Annotated in this window: 15 protein-coding genes; 13 read left to right on the forward strand and 2 right to left on the reverse strand. The window is 36.5% G+C overall.

What is annotated here, in order from left to right:
• Nucleotides 1-244: 244 nt before the first annotated feature.
• The 7 genes from dxs to DN393_RS08355 all read left to right on the forward strand — a co-directional run bounded on the left by dxs (nt 245) and on the right by DN393_RS08355 (nt 9,887).
• Nucleotides 245-2,137, forward strand: coding sequence for a 1-deoxy-D-xylulose-5-phosphate synthase (dxs, locus tag DN393_RS08320; protein WP_064474829.1), 1,893 nt, complete (start codon nt 245-247; stop codon nt 2,135-2,137).
• Nucleotides 2,138-2,140: 3 nt separating this feature from the next.
• On the forward strand, nt 2,141-2,980 hold the full coding sequence (locus DN393_RS08325; protein WP_001274751.1) for a TlyA family RNA methyltransferase: 840 nt from the start codon (nt 2,141-2,143) through the stop codon (nt 2,978-2,980).
• A gap of 142 nt (nt 2,981-3,122) precedes the next feature.
• Complete coding sequence (gene argR, locus DN393_RS08330; protein WP_001032581.1) at nt 3,123-3,572, forward strand: arginine repressor ArgR; 450 nt, start codon at nt 3,123-3,125, stop codon at nt 3,570-3,572.
• Between the two features lie 267 nt (nt 3,573-3,839).
• Entirely contained in the window at nt 3,840-5,579 is a 1,740-nt protein-coding gene (gene recN / locus DN393_RS08335; RefSeq protein ID WP_064474830.1) for a DNA repair protein RecN, read from the forward strand.
• 118 nt (nt 5,580-5,697) lie between these two features.
• The gene (gene spoIVB / locus DN393_RS08340) at nt 5,698-6,996 is read left to right on the forward strand and encodes a SpoIVB peptidase (protein ID WP_002096319.1); all 1,299 of its coding nucleotides are present in this window, start codon (nt 5,698-5,700) and stop codon (nt 6,994-6,996) included.
• A gap of 287 nt (nt 6,997-7,283) precedes the next feature.
• Nucleotides 7,284-8,078 (forward strand): sporulation transcription factor Spo0A, encoded by a 795-nt coding sequence (gene spo0A / locus DN393_RS08350; RefSeq protein ID WP_033656399.1) that lies wholly within the window; start codon nt 7,284-7,286, stop codon nt 8,076-8,078.
• Nucleotides 8,079-8,363: 285 nt separating this feature from the next.
• On the forward strand, nt 8,364-9,887 hold the full coding sequence (locus tag DN393_RS08355; RefSeq protein ID WP_149173441.1) for a glycosyltransferase family protein: 1,524 nt from the start codon (nt 8,364-8,366) through the stop codon (nt 9,885-9,887).
• A gap of 189 nt (nt 9,888-10,076) precedes the next feature.
• Here the strand turns inward: DN393_RS08355 and DN393_RS08360 are convergent, their stop codons facing one another.
• The gene (locus DN393_RS08360; protein ID WP_001247671.1) at nt 10,077-10,223 is read right to left on the reverse strand and encodes a YycC family protein; all 147 of its coding nucleotides are present in this window, start codon (nt 10,221-10,223) and stop codon (nt 10,077-10,079) included.
• A gap of 50 nt (nt 10,224-10,273) precedes the next feature.
• On the opposite strand from DN393_RS08360, the gene DN393_RS08365 reads away from it, so the two are divergent.
• Nucleotides 10,274-11,002: a glycerophosphodiester phosphodiesterase gene (locus tag DN393_RS08365; RefSeq protein WP_088048130.1), complete on the forward strand. Its 729-nt coding sequence runs from the start codon at nt 10,274-10,276 to the stop codon at nt 11,000-11,002.
• Between the two features lie 48 nt (nt 11,003-11,050).
• Here the strand turns inward: DN393_RS08365 and DN393_RS08370 are convergent, their stop codons facing one another.
• Nucleotides 11,051-11,284 (reverse strand): DUF2627 domain-containing protein, encoded by a 234-nt coding sequence (locus DN393_RS08370; RefSeq protein ID WP_064474833.1) that lies wholly within the window; start codon nt 11,282-11,284, stop codon nt 11,051-11,053.
• A gap of 136 nt (nt 11,285-11,420) precedes the next feature.
• Here DN393_RS08370 and DN393_RS08375 point away from each other — a divergent pair, with 136 nt between their 5' ends.
• From DN393_RS08375 to lpdA, 5 genes are all read left to right on the forward strand, one after another.
• Complete coding sequence (locus tag DN393_RS08375) at nt 11,421-13,493, forward strand: sigma-54 interaction domain-containing protein (protein ID WP_064474834.1); 2,073 nt, start codon at nt 11,421-11,423, stop codon at nt 13,491-13,493.
• Nucleotides 13,494-13,688: 195 nt separating this feature from the next.
• Nucleotides 13,689-14,588, forward strand: a complete 900-nt coding sequence (yqiS, locus tag DN393_RS08385; RefSeq protein WP_149173442.1) for a phosphate butyryltransferase — start codon at nt 13,689-13,691, stop codon at nt 14,586-14,588.
• Between the two features lie 34 nt (nt 14,589-14,622).
• Nucleotides 14,623-15,723 carry a leucine dehydrogenase gene (locus DN393_RS08390; RefSeq protein ID WP_000171359.1) on the forward strand — a complete coding sequence of 367 codons (1,101 nt, stop codon included), beginning with the start codon at nt 14,623-14,625 and terminating at the stop codon, nt 15,721-15,723.
• A gap of 87 nt (nt 15,724-15,810) precedes the next feature.
• Nucleotides 15,811-16,914: a butyrate kinase gene (gene buk / locus DN393_RS08395; protein WP_000056195.1), complete on the forward strand. Its 1,104-nt coding sequence runs from the start codon at nt 15,811-15,813 to the stop codon at nt 16,912-16,914.
• A gap of 4 nt (nt 16,915-16,918) precedes the next feature.
• The gene (lpdA, locus tag DN393_RS08400; RefSeq protein ID WP_088048132.1) at nt 16,919-18,340 is read left to right on the forward strand and encodes a dihydrolipoyl dehydrogenase; all 1,422 of its coding nucleotides are present in this window, start codon (nt 16,919-16,921) and stop codon (nt 18,338-18,340) included.
• The last annotated feature ends 24 nt before the right edge of the window (nt 18,341-18,364 follow it).

An 18,364-nucleotide genomic window follows, 5' to 3' on the forward strand; every position in this document is an offset into this window, starting at 1 on the left:
AGGTTTTTCTTTTCTTGTTATTGGCAAAAATATATGTAGATTACATTGCCGTTATCACTTCGTGTTAGCGGCTATTTTTTTCATCGCCTAAAGAAATATGGTTTATAATGGGATTAGGGCGCAATAGACTGGTTAATTGCAGGACAAGGTGAAAAATAAAAAAAGATAATTTCTTGTTTTGTGTAAATGTTTTTTATAATATTTGACATGTTGACAGATTATGAAATGAAAGTGAGTGATCCATGTGGATCTAACGCAAATTCAAAACCCTAGTTTTTTGAAAGATATGTCTATCGGTGAACTAGAGGGATTGAGTGAGGATATTCGTAAGTTTTTAATTGAAGAGCTCTCTCAAACAGGTGGACATATTGCACCTAATTTAGGTGTAGTAGAACTCACAATTGCTCTGCATAAATTATTTGATAGTCCGAAAGATAAATTTTTATGGGACGTAGGACATCAATCCTATGTACATAAAATTTTAACAGGACGTGCAAAGGAATTCGGTACATTAAGGCAATATCAAGGTCTATGTGGTTTCCCAAAACGTTGCGAGAGTGAGCACGATGTATGGGAAACTGGCCATAGCTCGACATCATTATCTGCTGCAATGGGAATGGCTCTAGCACGTGATTTAAAGAAAACGAAAGAATATGTTATACCAATCATTGGAGATGGTGCTCTAACAGGCGGAATGGCTTTAGAGGCATTGAACCATATTGGACATGAAAAAACAGACATGATTGTTATTTTGAATGATAATGAAATGTCAATTGCACCAAACGTTGGTGCGCTTCATAATGTACTTGGACGTCTACGTACCGCAGGGAAATACCATTGGGTAAAAGATGAACTAGAGTATATATTAAAGAAAATCCCAGCAGTCGGTGGGAAAGTTGCTGCGACAGCAGAGAAAATAAAAGATAGTCTTAAATATCTACTAGTATCCGGTGTCTTTTTCGAAGAATTAGGCTTTACATATTTAGGTCCAGTTGATGGGCACGATTATGAAAAGTTATTCGAAACGTTGCAATACGCAAAGAAAACAAAAGGCCCAGTGCTTGTTCATGTTATTACGAAAAAAGGAAAAGGTTATAAACCAGCTGAGAGTGATGTTATTGGAACTTGGCATGGAACAGGACCTTATAAAATTGAATCAGGTGACTTCGTTAAACCGAAAGAGGTTGCACCAGCATGGAGTGCTGTTGTTAGTGATACAGTACTTAAGCTAGCAAGAACGGATGAGCGTATCGTTGCAATTACACCTGCAATGCCTGTTGGATCGAAACTTGAGAAATTCCAAAAAGAATTCCCGGATCGTATGATTGATGTAGGTATTGCAGAACAACATGCTACAACAATGGCAGCGGGTATGGCAACGCAAGGAATGAAGCCATTCTTAGCGATTTATTCAACATTTTTACAAAGAGCATATGACCAAGTTGTTCATGATATATGCCGCCAAAATTTAAATGTCTTCATCGGAATCGATCGCTCTGGATTAGTAGGAGCAGATGGTGAAACGCATCAAGGTGTATTTGACATCTCATTCTTACGCCACTTGCCGAATATGGTAATTATGATGCCGAAAGATGAAAATGAAGGGCAACATTTAGTATATACGGCGATGCAATATGAAGATGGACCAATCGCATTACGTTATGCGCGTGGTAATGGACTTGGTGTTCCTATGGATGAAGAATTAAAGGCGATTCCAATCGGTTCATGGGAAACGTTAAAAGAAGGTAAACAAGCGGCTATTTTAACATTTGGTACGACAATACCAATGGCAATGGAAGCAGCTGAGCGTCTTGAAAAGGCTGGAGTTTCAGTGAAAGTAGTGAACGCTCGCTTTATTAAACCGATGGATGAAGCATATTTACATGATCTCTTAGGGAAAAATATACCGATTTTAACGATTGAAGAAGCTTGCTTAATTGGTGGTTTTGGAACGGGAGTAGTTGAATTTGCGTCTGAGAACGGGTACCATAGTGCGTTAATTGAACGAATGGGTATTCCAGATCGTTTCATAGAGCACGGTAGTGTAACAAAATTATTAGAAGAAATCGGTTTAACGACAGATGCTGTTGTAGACCGTATTCATACAATGATTCCATCAAAACAAAAAAGGGCGTAACAAATGAGTGCAAAAAAAGAAAGAGTAGATGTACTATTAGTAGAGCGAGGACTTATAGAAACACGTGAGAAAGCAAAACGCGCCGTTATGGCTGGACTTGTATATGCGAATGAGATGAGACTTGATAAGCCAGGAGAGAAGATCCCACAAGATACAGAGATTACGGTGAAGGGCCAAGTTATGCCGTATGTCAGCCGTGGTGGTTATAAACTTGAAAAGGCATTAGAGACATTTCACCTGGATTTACAAGATAAAGTTATGATAGATATTGGTTCATCAACTGGTGGCTTTACAGATTGTGCGCTTCAAAACGGAGCGAAATTATCTTATGCATTAGATGTAGGATACAATCAACTTGCGTGGAAATTGCGTCAAGATGAGCGTGTTGTCGTAATGGAACGGACAAACTTCCGTTACGTGACACCAGCAGACTTAGAACGTGGTTTACCGCAATTTGCTAGTATCGATGTTTCATTTATATCATTAAAGCTTATACTGCCGGTTTTAAAAACAATGCTTATGCCTAATGGGGATGTAGCAGCGTTAATTAAACCGCAGTTTGAAGCTGGAAGAGAGCAAGTTGGGAAAAAAGGTATCGTTCGTGATCGAAAAGTACATGAGGCTGTCGTAGAAATGATTGTCGACTTTGCTATAAAAGAAGGATACGACGTAGAAGGTTTAACATTCTCACCAATTACGGGCGGGGATGGTAATATTGAATTTTTAATTCATCTGAAATGGCATGGTGAACGTGAGAATGGCGAAAATCATTCTCCAGTTTCTGTTGAGCAAGTAGTTACAGAGGCGCATGATGTCCTAAAACAAAAAGGAAAAGGGGAATAACATATGTTATTCCTCTTTTTGTTGTAATTGTATAATGATTGTAAAAACAATTGTGTACAAGCAACGAATTATAAGTTAACATAAATAAGTGAAGTATACCAATGTTTAAACTATGGTAAGAGATAGTGTGAGGTGCAAATGTATGAATAAAGGTCAGCGCCATATTAAAATCAGGGAAATTATTGCGAACAAAGAAATTGAAACACAAGATGAATTAGTTGATATTTTACGTAATGAGGGATTTAATGTAACGCAAGCAACAGTATCGCGCGATATTAAAGAACTGCACTTAGTGAAAGTGCCATTACATGATGGTCGCTATAAATATAGCTTGCCAGCAGATCAACGATTTAATCCGTTACAAAAATTAAAACGCAATCTAGTGGATTCATTTGTAAAATTAGACACGGCAGGACATATGCTTGTGCTAAAAACATTGCCTGGTAACGCTCATTCACTTGGAGCACTTATTGATCATTTAGAGTGGGATGAGATCATCGGAACCATCTGTGGTGATGATACTTGCTTAATTATTTGCCGTACACCTGAAGATACAGGTGTTGTCTCTGATCGTTTCTTAAATATGCTGTAATAAAAAAATCTTGTTTGCTTTCCTCTGTAAAGTGGAAAGTGAACAGGATTTTTTTATTGGTTAAAAATGTGAATTCTTAATTGTAATATAATATTTTCTTTGAATAAAATTAGAAAATAGGTGGATTGACCCGTAAAACGAATGTTTGGTACAATGGAGCGGTTAGAAAAGTAATTTATACATACAAACATATAGTATGACTATTTGAATGAAGAACTGAGAAAAGCCCTTAATAGGGGATTAGTTTATAACGAGGTGAATGGGGCATTGTTATCGGAATTATCGATTAGAAACTTTGCTATTATTGAGGCATTAAATATTTCTTTTCAAAAAGGGTTAACGGTTTTAAGTGGTGAAACAGGGGCCGGAAAATCGATTATTATTGATGCGATTAGTTTACTTGTAGGGGGTCGTGGTTCAGCGGAATTTGTTCGATACGGAACAGAAAAAGCTGAGATAGAAGGGCTATTTTATGTAGAAGATGATAAGCATCCGTGTATTGAAAAGGCAGAAGAGTTGGATATAGAAATAGAAGACGGCATGATTATTTTGAAGCGTGATATCGCTGCAAATGGAAAAAGTGTATGTCGTGTAAATGGGAAACTGGTCACCCTTAGTATATTAAAGGAAATTGGAAAAACACTTGTTGATATTCATGGGCAGCACGAAACACAAGATTTAATGAATGAAGAGCGTCATATGTTTATGCTTGATCATTTTGATGGAGATCGCATTGTTAAACAATTGGGTATATATCAAAATGTATACGCTGACTATGAGAAATTAAAAAAACAGTTGAAATCGTTAAGTGAAAATGAACAACAAATGGCGCATCGCTTAGATTTAATTCAATTCCAGCATGAAGAAATCAGTAAGGCGGATTTAAAGATGGATGAAGAAATTGAATTAACTGAAGAACGATTGCAAATTTCTAATTTTGAAAAAATTTACAAAGCATTAGGCGATGCATATCGCTCATTAAGCGCTGACGGACAAGGTTTAGATAATGTAAGAAGTGCAATGGGACAAATGGAGAGTATTACACATTTAGATGAAGTGTATCAAGAAAATCATGATTCAATTGCAAATAGCTACTACTTATTAGAAGAAGTTGCGTATCAACTTAGAGAAAAGCTCGATATGATGGAATATGATCCGAATCGTTTAGACGAAATTGAAACGCGTTTAAATGAAATTCGTATGCTAAAGAGAAAATATGGAAATACTGTAGAAGAGATTTTAGCGTATGCTGATAAAATTGAACAAGAAATTTTTACGATTGAAAATAAAGACGTTCATATTGAAACGACGAAGAAGCAATTAAAGGAATTAGAAAGTGTTATTCTGCAAGAAGCAACGTCCTTAAGTAATATGCGTCATGAGCTTGCAGAGCATCTTACAAATGCCATTCATCAGGAATTAAAAGAATTATATATGGAGAAAACAAAATTTGAAGTTAGAATCATGAAGAGAGAAGGAAATGCTGAAGAGCCTCTTGTTGAGGGTGCCCCGGTAAGGCTTACAGCGGATGGCTACGATCATGTGGAATTTTATATTTCAACAAATCCAGGTGAGCCGCTAAAACCACTTTCAAAGGTCGCTTCTGGCGGAGAGTTATCTCGTATTATTTTAGCTTTAAAAAGCATTTTTTCTAAGCATCAAGGTGTTGCATCTGTTATTTTTGATGAAGTGGATACTGGTGTAAGTGGTCGAGTTGCACAGGCTATTGCGGAAAAGATTTATCGAGTATCAGTAAACTCGCAAGTACTTTGTATTACGCACTTACCTCAAGTAGCTTCAATGGCGGATTCACATTTATTTATTCGAAAACAAGTAGCGAATGATCGGACAATTACATCAGTTACCGTTTTAACTATGGAGGATAAAGTAACAGAAATAGCTCGAATGATTTCTGGTGTGGAAATTACAGATTTAACGACAGAACATGCGAAAGAATTACTTACGCAAGCGCATCATTTTAAACAGACAGCAGAGGCTATCCAGTAATGGATAGCTTTTTTTCTCAAATAATGATTTCTTAATTCTTCCGGTTATAAATAAAGCACTGCAAGGAGAGATTAAAAAGTGAAGCCAAGAGGCTGAATGTGGGGTAGGAGCGAGGAGAGTGAACAAATTGAGATTAGAAAGATTTCGCAAAATAATAGGTCTTTGTCTCCTTGTTTCTTTAGTTTTTATTGGGTGTTTTAAACCGCTTCGGACGTTTATTTCATCCCCGAAGCAACTTGTTGTTTTTGAAGGACAACAATCAGAAATAGCTTCATTACCAGTTTTTCAAGCTTCATCTACAGATCGTCATGTGTTTACAGTAAGTTCCAATGAACAAAAACAAGGACTTATGGTAAATCCTCATCAAAATGGTGAAGCAGATATGGTGTTTCAGCTTGCTGGTTTTCCAGTGAAAAAAGTAAATGTGAAAGTATTGAAAGATTTTAAAGTTATTCCAGGTGGACAATCAATTGGTGTGAAGTTAAATACAAAAGGGGTACTTGTTGTAGGGCATCATTTAATTCAAACTGAAAAAGGGAAAGTCTCTCCTGGTGAAACAGCTGGTGTGCAAATTGGAGATATGATTACTGAAATTAATGGTAAAACAATTGAAAGAATGAGTGATGTAGCACCATTTATTCATAATAGTGGTGAAACAGGCGAACCGCTTAATCTTGTTTTGCTAAGAGATGGGAAACATATCCGCACTAAGTTAACACCACAAAAAGACAGTGGAGAATCGTCTTATCGAATTGGTTTATATATTCGTGATTCGGCAGCTGGAATCGGAACAATGACATTTGTTCATCCTGATTCTATGAAATATGGGGCACTTGGTCATGTCATCTCTGATAACGATACGAAAAAGCCGATTCAAGTCGAAGATGGACAAATTATGCGTTCGACAGTTACATCAATTGAAAGAGGTAGTCATGGGAATCCAGGAGAGAAATTAGCGAGGTTCTCACCAGATCGTGAAGTGATTGGTAATATTACAATAAATAGTCCATTCGGTATATTCGGAAAATTAAATACAAATATACCAAATGGCGTAATGGATAAAGCGATGCCTATTGCACTATCTCATCAAGTGAAAGAGGGACCGGCAAAAATATTAACAGTTATTGATAAAGATAAAGTGGAAGCGTTTGATATTGAAGTTGTAAGTACAGTACCGCAAAAGTTCCCAGCTACAAAAGGCATGGTAATAAAAGTAACAGACAAACGTTTATTAGCGAAAACGGGTGGTATCGTACAAGGCATGAGCGGAAGTCCAATTGTACAAAACGGGAAAGTAATTGGTGCTGTTACACATGTATTTGTAAATGATCCAACATCAGGATATGGTGTTCATATTGAATGGATGTTACATGAGGCTGGAATTAACATTTATGAGCAAGAAAGAAAAGCGAGCTAATTATTAATTAGCTCGCTTTTCTGTTGAAAAATTCGTTGAAATTTTGTAAAAGCTCCGCAAGAGGTGTTTTTTGTTGTAAAATAAAAGAAAAGGGTTGAACGTTTCGTTGTATTTCTATGATGGAATGTGTTGCGAAAGGGAATAAATGAACGATAAACATATTTTTTTGTGATTTTATCGGAAAGTAACAAACTTTAAAAGGGAATTTTCACACAATTGTCGAACAATTCATGTAGCCTAGAAGGATACACATGTCGGAGAATCGATTCGGTAAGGGAGGAAAAGCTGTGGAGAAAATTAAAGTATGTCTTGTGGATGATAATAAAGAATTAGTATCAATGTTAGAGAGTTACGTAGCTGCTCAAGATGATATGGAAGTAATTGGTACTGCTTATAATGGTCAAGAGTGTTTAAATTTATTAAATGATAAGCAGCCGGATGTACTTGTTTTAGACATTATTATGCCACATTTAGATGGTTTAGCTGTACTAGAGAAAATGCGACATATTGAAAGGCTAAGACAGCCTAGCGTAATTATGTTGACAGCATTTGGACAAGAAGATGTGACGAAAAAAGCAGTTGACTTAGGTGCTTCATATTTCATATTAAAACCATTTGATATGGAGAATTTAACGAGTCATATTCGTCAAGTGAGCGGTAAGGCGAACGCTACCATTAAACGTCCACTTCCATCTTTCCGTTCAGCAACTACAATAGATGGAAAACCGAAAAACTTAGACGCGAGCATTACGAGTATCATTCATGAAATCGGTGTGCCTGCTCATATTAAAGGGTATATGTACTTAAGGGAAGCAATCTCTATGGTGTACAATGATATCGAATTACTTGGATCTATTACGAAAGTATTGTATCCAGATATCGCGAAGAAATATAATACAACAGCAAGCCGCGTCGAGCGTGCAATCCGTCACGCAATTGAAGTAGCATGGAGTCGTGGGAATATTGATTCTATTTCGTCCTTATTCGGTTATACAGTATCCATGTCAAAAGCAAAACCTACGAATTCCGAGTTCATCGCAATGGTTGCGGATAAGCTGAGACTTGAACATAAGGCTAGCTGAGAGTAAAGATAGTAAGGGATTTAAGTTTTAGTAAAGCTTAATCATTCTTTAAATTTATACTCGATATTAAATGTAAAACCAATGAACTTTTTATTTAATGACCAATGAATTTTAGAATTCGTTGGTCTTTTTATTTGCTTTGATTTAAGGATTTTGAAGGAATGCATATGTATATAAAAAATGCAGTGAAAATAGGGTGTGCACAGGAAATACGTGGGTTTGACATCATAATCTCTATAACGTATCATTGATTGGGAAAATTTAGAAATATAGGAGAATGGATGAATGACTTTAAAAAAAATAGTGAATCGAGCTTACCCACTCATTGTTATGACGGTGTTTTTATCTATATTTTCAATGATAGTAAGTAAATTTTTTATCCCCAAAACAATTTTGATGAGTGGTGAATTTCCTTATCCGACTGAGGAGTATACTCCTGAAAAAGTCGGTGCTGTTATAGCGGTGACGTTGCTTTTATTTGCGCTCTTTTTTATGTATTATAAGTGGGTTATTAATAAAATGAAAAGAACACACACAAATATTATGATTACTTTAGGTAGTATAATCATTTTGATGATGGAAATATTTATTACTTCCATAGCATTTAACCCTGTTATAGGAGATTATGCCATCCTTAAACAAGGGATTGTCTCTGTGTTTAATGGAGATGATCAATTCTTAGAAATGGGACAGCTTCTATTTTATCCATATAATACACATATCGTATTATTAGGAGGATATTTTGCTAGATTGGTAGGAAGTGTAGATTTAGCGATAAAAATATTACCGATAGCCTGTATAACAGGTAGTATTATTTTAAATGTATTGATTGTAAGGGAAATTACAAACTTTAAAGTTGCTCACATATCGATCGTGTTATCTGTGCTAAACATTTTTATATATTGGCAGGCACCAGTTTTCTATACGCATACATTAGTAATATTTTTTATTTCAGCAACGATGTATACATATTTGTGCTTGAAAACGGCGGAAACAAAAAGAATGAAGATTATTTTATGGATTTTATTAGGGGGTTTCGCAGCTTGTACTTATATTATAAGACCAACCGCATTGGCTGTAGCTTTAGCGATTTTAATTGAAAATATTTTAAAGTTTCGTAAGGAATATTCTATAAAGGTGTTAAGTAGTGTTTTATTTTGTTTAATCCTTATTGTAAGTTTTAAAGGTATAACGACAAAGTTAAATCTCAGCACCGATAATGAAATTGAAAAAATTCCATTCACTCATTGGGTGAAAATGGGGCTGAACAAAGATACGTATGGTGTGTGGAATCAGGCAGATGCAGATTATATTGATGATGAAAACATAAAGAATACGAAGGATTTGAATGAACACAATAAAGAAGTTATAGTGCAGCGTTTCAGTGAACTTGGTGTAACGGGTTATGTACAACATTTAAATGAAAAAATAACTAGAGAATGGGTATCAAGTCAGTTCTCCATGTACCGTATTGGAGAATGGTTTGAGCAGAAGAATGACACGATAACTAATTACGTATCGAACTATAGTACAACGAATTATGAAATCGTTACTATATATTCGTATGTTATCAAATTATTCGTTTATGTAGCTGTTCTGGCGGCTATTATTCTTTATAAAAAGAAAGATGAAAATGAATCGGAAGTTATACGAATTGCGATGATTAGTACATTAGGAGTATTTACTTTCTTGTTACTATGGGAAACAGCTCCTCATTATACGTATGAAGCATTTGCATTTATGAATATTCCAGCTTCTTTAGGGTTGTATAAATTGTTTATGATTTTTAACAAAGAAAAAAATGCATAATTTGAGTAATTGAAACAAGTAGTAAGAACCCCCTTCTTTTATTAAAAGAGGGGGGTTTCATTTAATTGAATATAAATGTTTTGAGAAAAGATTACATGGAATCATAGTGCATCTGTTAAAGGGTTTTAGCAGGGAAGTCATCCGTGATATAATAGAAAATAATAAAAAGCCCTGCAAAACAGGACTGTATTATTCTTCGTCTTTATTTTGTTTTTCTAATTCAACTAACTTTTGAATTAAAATGTGCTGCGGCATATGCATAAGTTGTTCAAGTGGAACACCTAATGCTTTTGATAGGCGGACTGCAGTGTCTGGAGAAATTTGTAATGGTCTCATAGAAGTACCTCCTTTTTCGTATAGTATAGCATAAGATTGGGGGAGTGAGGATGACTCTTATATTTGCACATCGTGGTGCAGCGGGAACGTACCCAGAAAATACAATGATTTCATTTGAAGCGGCTGAATCTTTTAGAGCAGATGGAATTGAGCTTGATGTTCAATTAACGAAAGATGGAAAAGTTGTCGTCATTCATGATGAAACAGTGGACCGGACAACAAATGGAAAAGGTGCGGTTCGTAATTATTTATATGAGGATTTATGTAAATTAGATGCGAGCTATAAATTCGGTGATAAAGTAGGTTTTTGTAAAATACCTCTTTTAGAAGAGGTGTTAGAATGGATTGAAAAAACAGAGTTGCTACTTAATATTGAACTTAAAAATAATAAAATTCCATACAGAGGTTTAGAGGAAGAAGTTATAACGCTTGTACGGAAATGTAATCTAGAAAATCGTGTTATATTTTCTTCATTTAATCACTACAGTATGAAAAGGTGTCATATGATGGCTCCTGATATTCAAACAGCGATTTTATATCGCGAAGGTTTGCATAGTCCATGGGCATATGCGAAAAAAATGGGCGCTACAGCAGTGCATCCTAATTATCGTTATCTTCAAGAAGCCGTTGCTGAATTAACGATGGAGAGTGGTGTAGAGGTTCGCCCTTATACAATTAATGAAGAAACGCTTATGCGTAAATATTTTGATATGAATATTTCGGCGATTATTACTGATTATCCTGAAACAGCAAGAATGTTATTGCCAATAAAAAAATGAGACCGAGTGTAACGGTCTCATTTTTTATTTATAAATAGTGGGGCTTTCCTATCTTCTAAAGCGAGCTTGTACTTTATTTCGTTTACGGTCTCGGTGTAAGACGAAGCCACCAAAAATATAAAACCCGAGCGCGAAGCAAAGAGCGCCAATTAAAAATTGTAACCACAGTATAGAGAGTGGAGGAAATAGAATCCCGAATACAGTATCTCTCATTAACTTAATGCCAAACACAGCTAATGAAATAGGGATGAGTGCTAATGATAGAGCAAGGTAACGCTGCATATAAACGCTCCTTTTCAGATTATTTTGTTTATTTCAATGATGTTATATGAAAAGGGGGTTTGTCAAGAGGGGGCTGAACGAGTAAGATAAGGGTGTGAAAAATTTTGCAGAGATACTTCGAGAGGAAGTGTAATATATGAAACAAAAAGTTTTAATTGTTGGTGCAGGTGAAGGTGGCAGTACACTGCTGAATCTGTTGCAAAGTTCGAATATATTTCAAATTATAGGGATTATTGATATAAATCCGATAGCGAAGGGATTACAAATGGCTAAGGAATACGGGGTTACAATTGGAGAGAGTGTAACGCCGTTTCTTTCTATGCATATTGATGTAATGTTTGATATGACGGGTGACGATGATTTACATAAAGATTTAATAAAGAAAAAGCATAAAGATACTCTTCTTATACCAGGTGATATTGCGAAAATTGTTACGAGATTAGCACATGAGAAGGAAGGTTTAATTGGAAAGTTAGAAGAACAGACGCAGCAAGGGGATTTAATTTTAAATTCTACGCATGACGGTATGATTGTGATTGATCGAGATGGACAAGTACGCCTATTTAATAAAAGTGCAGAGCGTATTATCGGATATAAAAAAGAAGATGCGGTAGGGAAATATATTTTAGAAGTTATTCCGACTAGTAAGTTGCTTCGTATTATACGTACGAAACAAATAGAAGTAAATTATGAACTGACATTAGAGAATGAAAAGAAAATTATTACAACCCGTATTCCAATATTAAAAGAGGGAGGAGAAGTACAAGGGGCATTTGCGATTTTTAAAGATATAACAGAGGTTGTAGATCTTGCGGAAGAAGTTACAGATTTAAAGGAGATTCAAACGTTACTTGAGGCGATTATCAACTCGTCTGAGGAAGCAATTTCGGTCGTGGATGAAAAGGGAAGAGGATTAGTAATTAACCCTGCGTATACGAAATTAACAGGTTTAACGGAAGAGGACATTATTGGGAAACCGGCTACAACTGATATTGTAGAAGGTGAAAGTATGCATATGAAAGTACTTCGAACGCGTAGGGCGGTACGCGGAATACATATGAAGATTGGACAAAAGAAGCGTGATGTAATTGTAAACGTAGCGCCAGTTATAGTGGATGGGATATTGAAAGGAAGCGTTGGTGTAATTCGTGACGTATCAGAAATTCAAAAGTTAACAAATGAATTGAATAGGGCAAGGCAAATTATTCGAACGTTAGAAGCGAAATATTCATTTGATGACATTGTCGGAAATTCAGATGAAACAACGGCTGCTATTGAGCAGGCGAAACTTGGGGCGAATACACCAGCAACAGTATTGCTACGCGGAGAATCCGGAACGGGTAAAGAATTGTTTGCACATGCAATTCATAATGGAAGTAATCGAAAATATAATAAATTCGTCCGGGTAAACTGTGCTGCTATTTCCGAGACTTTATTAGAAAGTGAATTATTCGGTTATGAGGAAGGTGCATTCTCAGGAGCAAAAAGAGGCGGAAAACGAGGTTTTTTTGAGGAAGCGAATAACGGTAGTATCTTTTTAGATGAAATAGGAGAATTGTCTGCAAATACGCAAGCGAAACTCCTTCGCGTGTTGCAAGAAAAAGAAATTGTAAAAGTTGGTGGAACGAAAGCGATACCTATAAATGTCCGGGTAATTGCAGCAACACATGTGAATTTAGAAAAGGGCATTCTAGAAGGAGGGTTTAGAGAGGATTTATATTATCGATTAAATAAAATTCCAATTCAAATTCCGTCTCTTCGTCAGCGAAAAGGAGATATACCGGCAATTGCAGACAGGTTGATTCAAAAAATTAACCAAGATTATGGCCGGAATGTAGAGGGGCTCACTGATTCGGCTATTTCATATTTACAATCATATGAATGGCCAGGAAATGTGAGAGAGCTTGAAAACATTTTAGGACGAGCTATTATCTTTATGAATTATAACGAAATATATATTGATGTCCATCATTTACCACCTTTACATACAGAAGAGCAGACTGAGGTAAAACAAAATAACTTATTACCTGAATTAGAAGAAAAGCCACTTGAACATTTAGTGACAGAGTTTGAAGGGCATATCATTCATGAATGTTTAGAGAGGTTTGATGGAAATAAAACAAAAACTGCAAGAGCGTTAGGAATTTCGGTTCGAAATTTATATTACAAGCTAGAAAAGTATGAGTGTGCAAAAAATAGCATGCAATAAATTGCGTACCATGCAATTTATTGCATGGTATACAAAATACGACAAAACAAGACAGAATGTTTTGTTATTTTCCAAAGTATTGATTTTACTGCATTTTGAATGCGTTTTCATTATTGGTAAGACCACTTTTGAAAGTTGGCACGGTATTTGCTTTATAAATAGACGAGGGACGACGGAAAGGGTTGATTACAAAATATGAAGTTAGAACACTTAATTGATCAAGCAGCAGGACAGCCTAAAAAAACTGTGGCTGTAGCAGTAGCTGAAGATCATGAAGTAGTTGAAGCTGTAGCGAAAGCAATTAAATTACAGCTAGCTCAATTTCGTCTATATGGAAATCAAGAAAAAATAATGGGGATGCTACAAGAACATGGTTTACAAACTTCAGAACACATTGAAGTGATTGCAGCAGCGTCAAGTGCTGAGGCTGCTGAACTTTCTGTTAAAGCTGTAAGAAATGGCGAAGCAGATGTTCTTATGAAGGGAAACATCCCAACAGCAAATATTTTGAAAGCTGTATTAAATAAAGAGTGGGGACTTCGTAAAGGTAGCGTACTTTCACACGTTGCAGCATTTGAAGTTCCAAATTACGATCGTCTTATCTTTGTTACAGATGCAGCGATGAACATTGCACCTGATGTAACACAAAAAGCTGCTATTATACAGAATACTGTAGAAGTTGCCCAGGCAATAGGAATAGATTTGCCGAAGGTAGCACCAATTGCAGCGGTAGAGGTTGTTAATCCTGCGATGCAAGCGACAATTGATGCCGCGATGTTAACTCAAATGAATCGCCGCGGACAAATTAAAAATTGTGTCGTTGATGGACCACTTGCTTTAGATAATGCAGTATCACAAATTGCAGCAGAACATAAAGGCATAGTAAGTGATGTAGCAGGTAAGGCAGACATTTTACTCGTCCCAACGATTGAAGCTGGAAATGTGCTATACAAATCACTCGTATACTTTGCGGATGCAAAAGTAGGAGCTATGATTGCTGGCGCAAAAGCACCGATTGTTTTAACATCTCGTGCTGATTCAGCAGAAACAAAAGTATATTCATTAGCATTGGCAGTTACGACTGCTTCAAAATAAACCAAACAGGGTAAATCACTAGGGGGAAACGACAATGACATTAGAAATCTTCGAATACTTAGAAAAATATGATTATGAGCAAGTAGTATTTTGTCAAGATAAAGAATCTGGTTTAAAAGCAATCATTGCAATTCATGATACAACACTTGGACCAGCTCTTGGTGGAACAAGAATGTGGACATATGATTCTGAAGAAGCGGCGATTGAAGATGCATTGCGTCTTGCAAAAGGGATGACATACAAAAACGCAGCAGCTGGCTTAAACTTAGGTGGTGCGAAAACAGTAATTATCGGTGATCCACGTAAAGATAAGAGTGAAGCGATGTTCCGTGCATTAGGACGATACATTCAAGGACTAAACGGACGTTACATTACAGCTGAAGATGTTGGTACAACAGTAGATGATATGGATATTATTCACGAAGAAACTGATTTTGTAACAGGTATTTCACCATCATTCGGTTCTTCTGGTAACCCATCTCCAGTAACTGCATACGGTGTTTATCGTGGTATGAAAGCAGCTGCGAAAGAGGCTTTCGGTACTGATAATTTAGAAGGAAAAGTAATTGCTGTTCAAGGTGTTGGTAACGTAGCATATCACCTATGCAAACATTTACACGCTGAAGGAGCAAAATTAATCGTTACAGATATTAATAAAGAAGCTGTACAACGCGCGGTAGAAGAATTCGGTGCATCGGCAGTTGAGCCAAATGAAATTTACGGTGTTGAATGTGATATTTACGCACCATGTGCATTAGGCGCAACAGTTAATGACGAAACTATTCCACAACTTAAAGCAAAAGTAATCGCAGGTTCTGCAAATAACCAATTAAAAGAAAATCGTCACGGCGACATGATTCATGAAATGGGTATTGTATACGCACCAGACTATGTTATTAATGCTGGTGGTGTAATTAACGTAGCAGACGAATTATATGGATACAATAGAGAACGTGCACTAAAACGTGTTGAGTCTATTTATGACACAATTGCAAAAGTAATCGAAATTTCAAAACGTGATGGCATAGCAACTTATGTAGCAGCAGATCGTCTAGCTGAAGAGCGCATTGCAAGCTTGAAAAACTCTCGTAGCACATACTTACGCAACGGTCACGACATTATTAGTCGTCGCTAATCATTCATATATTACTTTTACAAAAGGTGTGGTTACCTCTTATGAGGTTTCCACCTCCTTTTGAATTTATTAGTGGAGGTAGCAACAGTGTCTTTAAATCGAATTCTTGTTATTAATCCGGGTAGTACATCCACAAAAATTGGTGTTTTTGATAATGAAAGACCTGTTTTAGAAGAAACTATTCGTCATGACGAAGAACAAATTGGAAAATATAAGAGAATTATCGATCAATATGAGTTTCGCAAAGAAACGATTTTAGAAGTTCTACATTCTCACGGTATTAACATTTCAAAATTAAACGCAGTTTGTGGGCGTGGGGGATTACTTCGTCCAATCGAAGGCGGAACATACACAGTAAACGATTCGATGTTAGAAGATTTAAAAAATGGGTTTAGCGGTCATCATGCTTCAAACCTTGGAGGCATTTTAGCATATGAAATCGCTTCTGGATTAAATATTCCGGCATTCATAGTAGATCCTGTCGTTGTAGATGAAATGGAGCCGATTGCTCGTATAAGCGGTATTGCTGGTATGGAACGTAAAAGTATTTTCCATGCATTAAACCAAAAAGCGGTTGCTCGTAAAGTGGCTGAAGAATTAAATCACAAATACGAGGATTTAAATTTATTAGTTACACATATGGGTGGCGGTATTACAGTTGGTGCTCATAAAAAAGGAAAAGTTATTGATGTGAATAACGGCTTAAACGGAGAAGGACCATTTAGTCCAGAGCGTGCGGGTACAGTACCGGTAGGGCAATTAGTTGAGATGTGTTTCTCTGGTGAGTATTACCGTGACGAAATGGTTAAAAAACTTGTTGGACAAGGTGGACTTGTAAGCCTAATCGGTACAAATGATGCGATCAAAGTAGAACAAATGGTTGAAAAAGGTGATCCGGAAGCAACTCTTATTTATAAAGCAATGGCATATCAAGTTGCAAAAGAGATTGGCGGAGCTAGCGCTGTACTTCACGGGAAAATCGATGCAATCGTTTTAACTGGTGGACTTGCGTACAGTAAAATTCTTGTTGATGAAATAAAAGAACGTGTTGACTGGATTGCAGATGTTATCGTACATCCAGGGGAAGATGAATTACAAGCATTAGCAGAAGGAGCACTTCGTGTATTACGTGAAGAAGAAGCACCGAAAGAGTATGTTGTACGAGAAAAACAAACAGTAGCTAGGGGTTGAGATAATGGCAAGAGAATATGATTTAGTCATCGTTGGCGGCGGTACTGGTGGATATGTTGCTGCTATTCGAGCATCACAACTAGGTTTAAAAACTGCACTTGTTGAAAAAGAAAATCTTGGTGGTACTTGTTTGCACAAAGGATGTATTCCTAGTAAAGCTCTTTTACGTAGTGCGGAAGTATACGCAACTGCTAAAAAAAGCGAAGAGTTCGGAGTTATTGCAAGTAATGTAGAACTAAACTTTGCGAAAGTGCAAGAGCGTAAAGAGAAGATTGTAACACAACTTCATAAAGGTGTTCAACACTTAATGAAACAAGGTAAAATTGATGTGTTTGAAGGTATCGGCCGTATTCTTGGCCCATCTATTTTCTCTCCAATGCCAGGGACAATTTCAGTTGAACTTGCAAGTGGAGAAGAGAATGAAATGTTAATTCCAAAAAATGTACTTGTTGCAACAGGTTCTCGTCCGAATTCATTACCAGGTTTAGAATTAGACGGAGAGTATGTAATGTCTTCCGATCATGCCCTAAGAATGGAAACGCTTCCTAGCTCAATTATTATCGTTGGTGGCGGTGTAATCGGTATTGAGTGGGCATCTATGCTTGCTGACTTCGGTGTAGAAGTTACAGTATTAGAGTATGCGAAAACGATATTACCACTAGAAGATCAGGACGTTTCAAAAGAAATGCAACGTCTATTCAAGAAAAAAGGTATTAAAGTGGTAACTGGTGCAAAAGTATTACCAGAAACATTGGTAAAAGATAATGGAGTAACAATTCAAGCTGAACATAACGGTGAGAATAAAGAATTTAAAGCAGAAAAAATGCTTGTATCTGTAGGAAGACAAGCCAATACGCAAAATATTGGTTTAGAGAATACGGATATCGTTGTGGAAAAAGGATACATTCAAACAAATGAGTTTTATCAAACGAAAGAATCTCATATTTACGCAATTGGAGATGTAATCGGTGGCTTACAACTTGCTCACGTTGCTTCTCATGAAGGAATAGTTGCAGTAGAACATATTGCTGGTAAAGAAGTTACACCAATTGATTACTCTATGGTATCAAAATGCGTATATAGCAGTCCGGAAGTTGCTTCTGTCGGTTTAACAGAGCAAGAAGCGAAAGAAAAAGGCTATAAGTTAAAAGTAGGTAAGTTCTCATTCCGTGCAATCGGAAAAGCACTTGTATACGGCGAATCAGATGGTTTCGTAAAACTTGTAGTTGATGAAGAAACAAATGACATTCTTGGTGTTCATATGATTGGACCACATGTAACAGATATGATTTCTGAAGCTGGTCTTGCAAGAGTACTTGATGCAACACCGTGGGAAGTAGCACATACAATTCATCCGCATCCATCATTATCTGAGGCGATTGGTGAAGCAGCATTAGCTGTAGATGGAAAAGCGTTGCACGCATAAAAATGTGGATTTAGGAGGTTATGA

The organism is Bacillus sp. BPN334, assembly GCF_008368885.1.
Classification (GTDB): domain Bacteria; phylum Bacillota; class Bacilli; order Bacillales; family Bacillaceae_G; genus Bacillus_A; species Bacillus_A wiedmannii.

Excerpts from the sequence above, each read along its gene's own strand:
- DN393_RS08390 (WP_000171359.1), top strand. The coding sequence starts at position 14,623 with ATGACATTAGAAATCTTCGAATACTTAGAAAAATATGATTATGAGCAA.
- DN393_RS08325 (WP_001274751.1), top strand. The coding sequence starts at position 2,141 with ATGAGTGCAAAAAAAGAAAGAGTAGATGTACTATTAGTAGAGCGAGGA.
- lpdA (WP_088048132.1), top strand. The coding sequence starts at position 16,919 with ATGGCAAGAGAATATGATTTAGTCATCGTTGGCGGCGGTACTGGTGGA.
- DN393_RS08365 (WP_088048130.1), top strand. The coding sequence starts at position 10,274 with ATGACTCTTATATTTGCACATCGTGGTGCAGCGGGAACGTACCCAGAA.
- DN393_RS08355 (WP_149173441.1), top strand. The coding sequence starts at position 8,364 with ATGACTTTAAAAAAAATAGTGAATCGAGCTTACCCACTCATTGTTATG.
- DN393_RS08375 (WP_064474834.1), top strand. The coding sequence starts at position 11,421 with ATGAAACAAAAAGTTTTAATTGTTGGTGCAGGTGAAGGTGGCAGTACA.
- argR (WP_001032581.1), top strand. The coding sequence starts at position 3,123 with ATGAATAAAGGTCAGCGCCATATTAAAATCAGGGAAATTATTGCGAAC.
- DN393_RS08360 (WP_001247671.1), bottom strand. The coding sequence starts at position 10,223 with ATGAGACCATTACAAATTTCTCCAGACACTGCAGTCCGCCTATCAAAA.
- yqiS (WP_149173442.1), top strand. The coding sequence starts at position 13,689 with ATGAAGTTAGAACACTTAATTGATCAAGCAGCAGGACAGCCTAAAAAA.
- DN393_RS08370 (WP_064474833.1), bottom strand. The coding sequence starts at position 11,284 with ATGCAGCGTTACCTTGCTCTATCATTAGCACTCATCCCTATTTCATTA.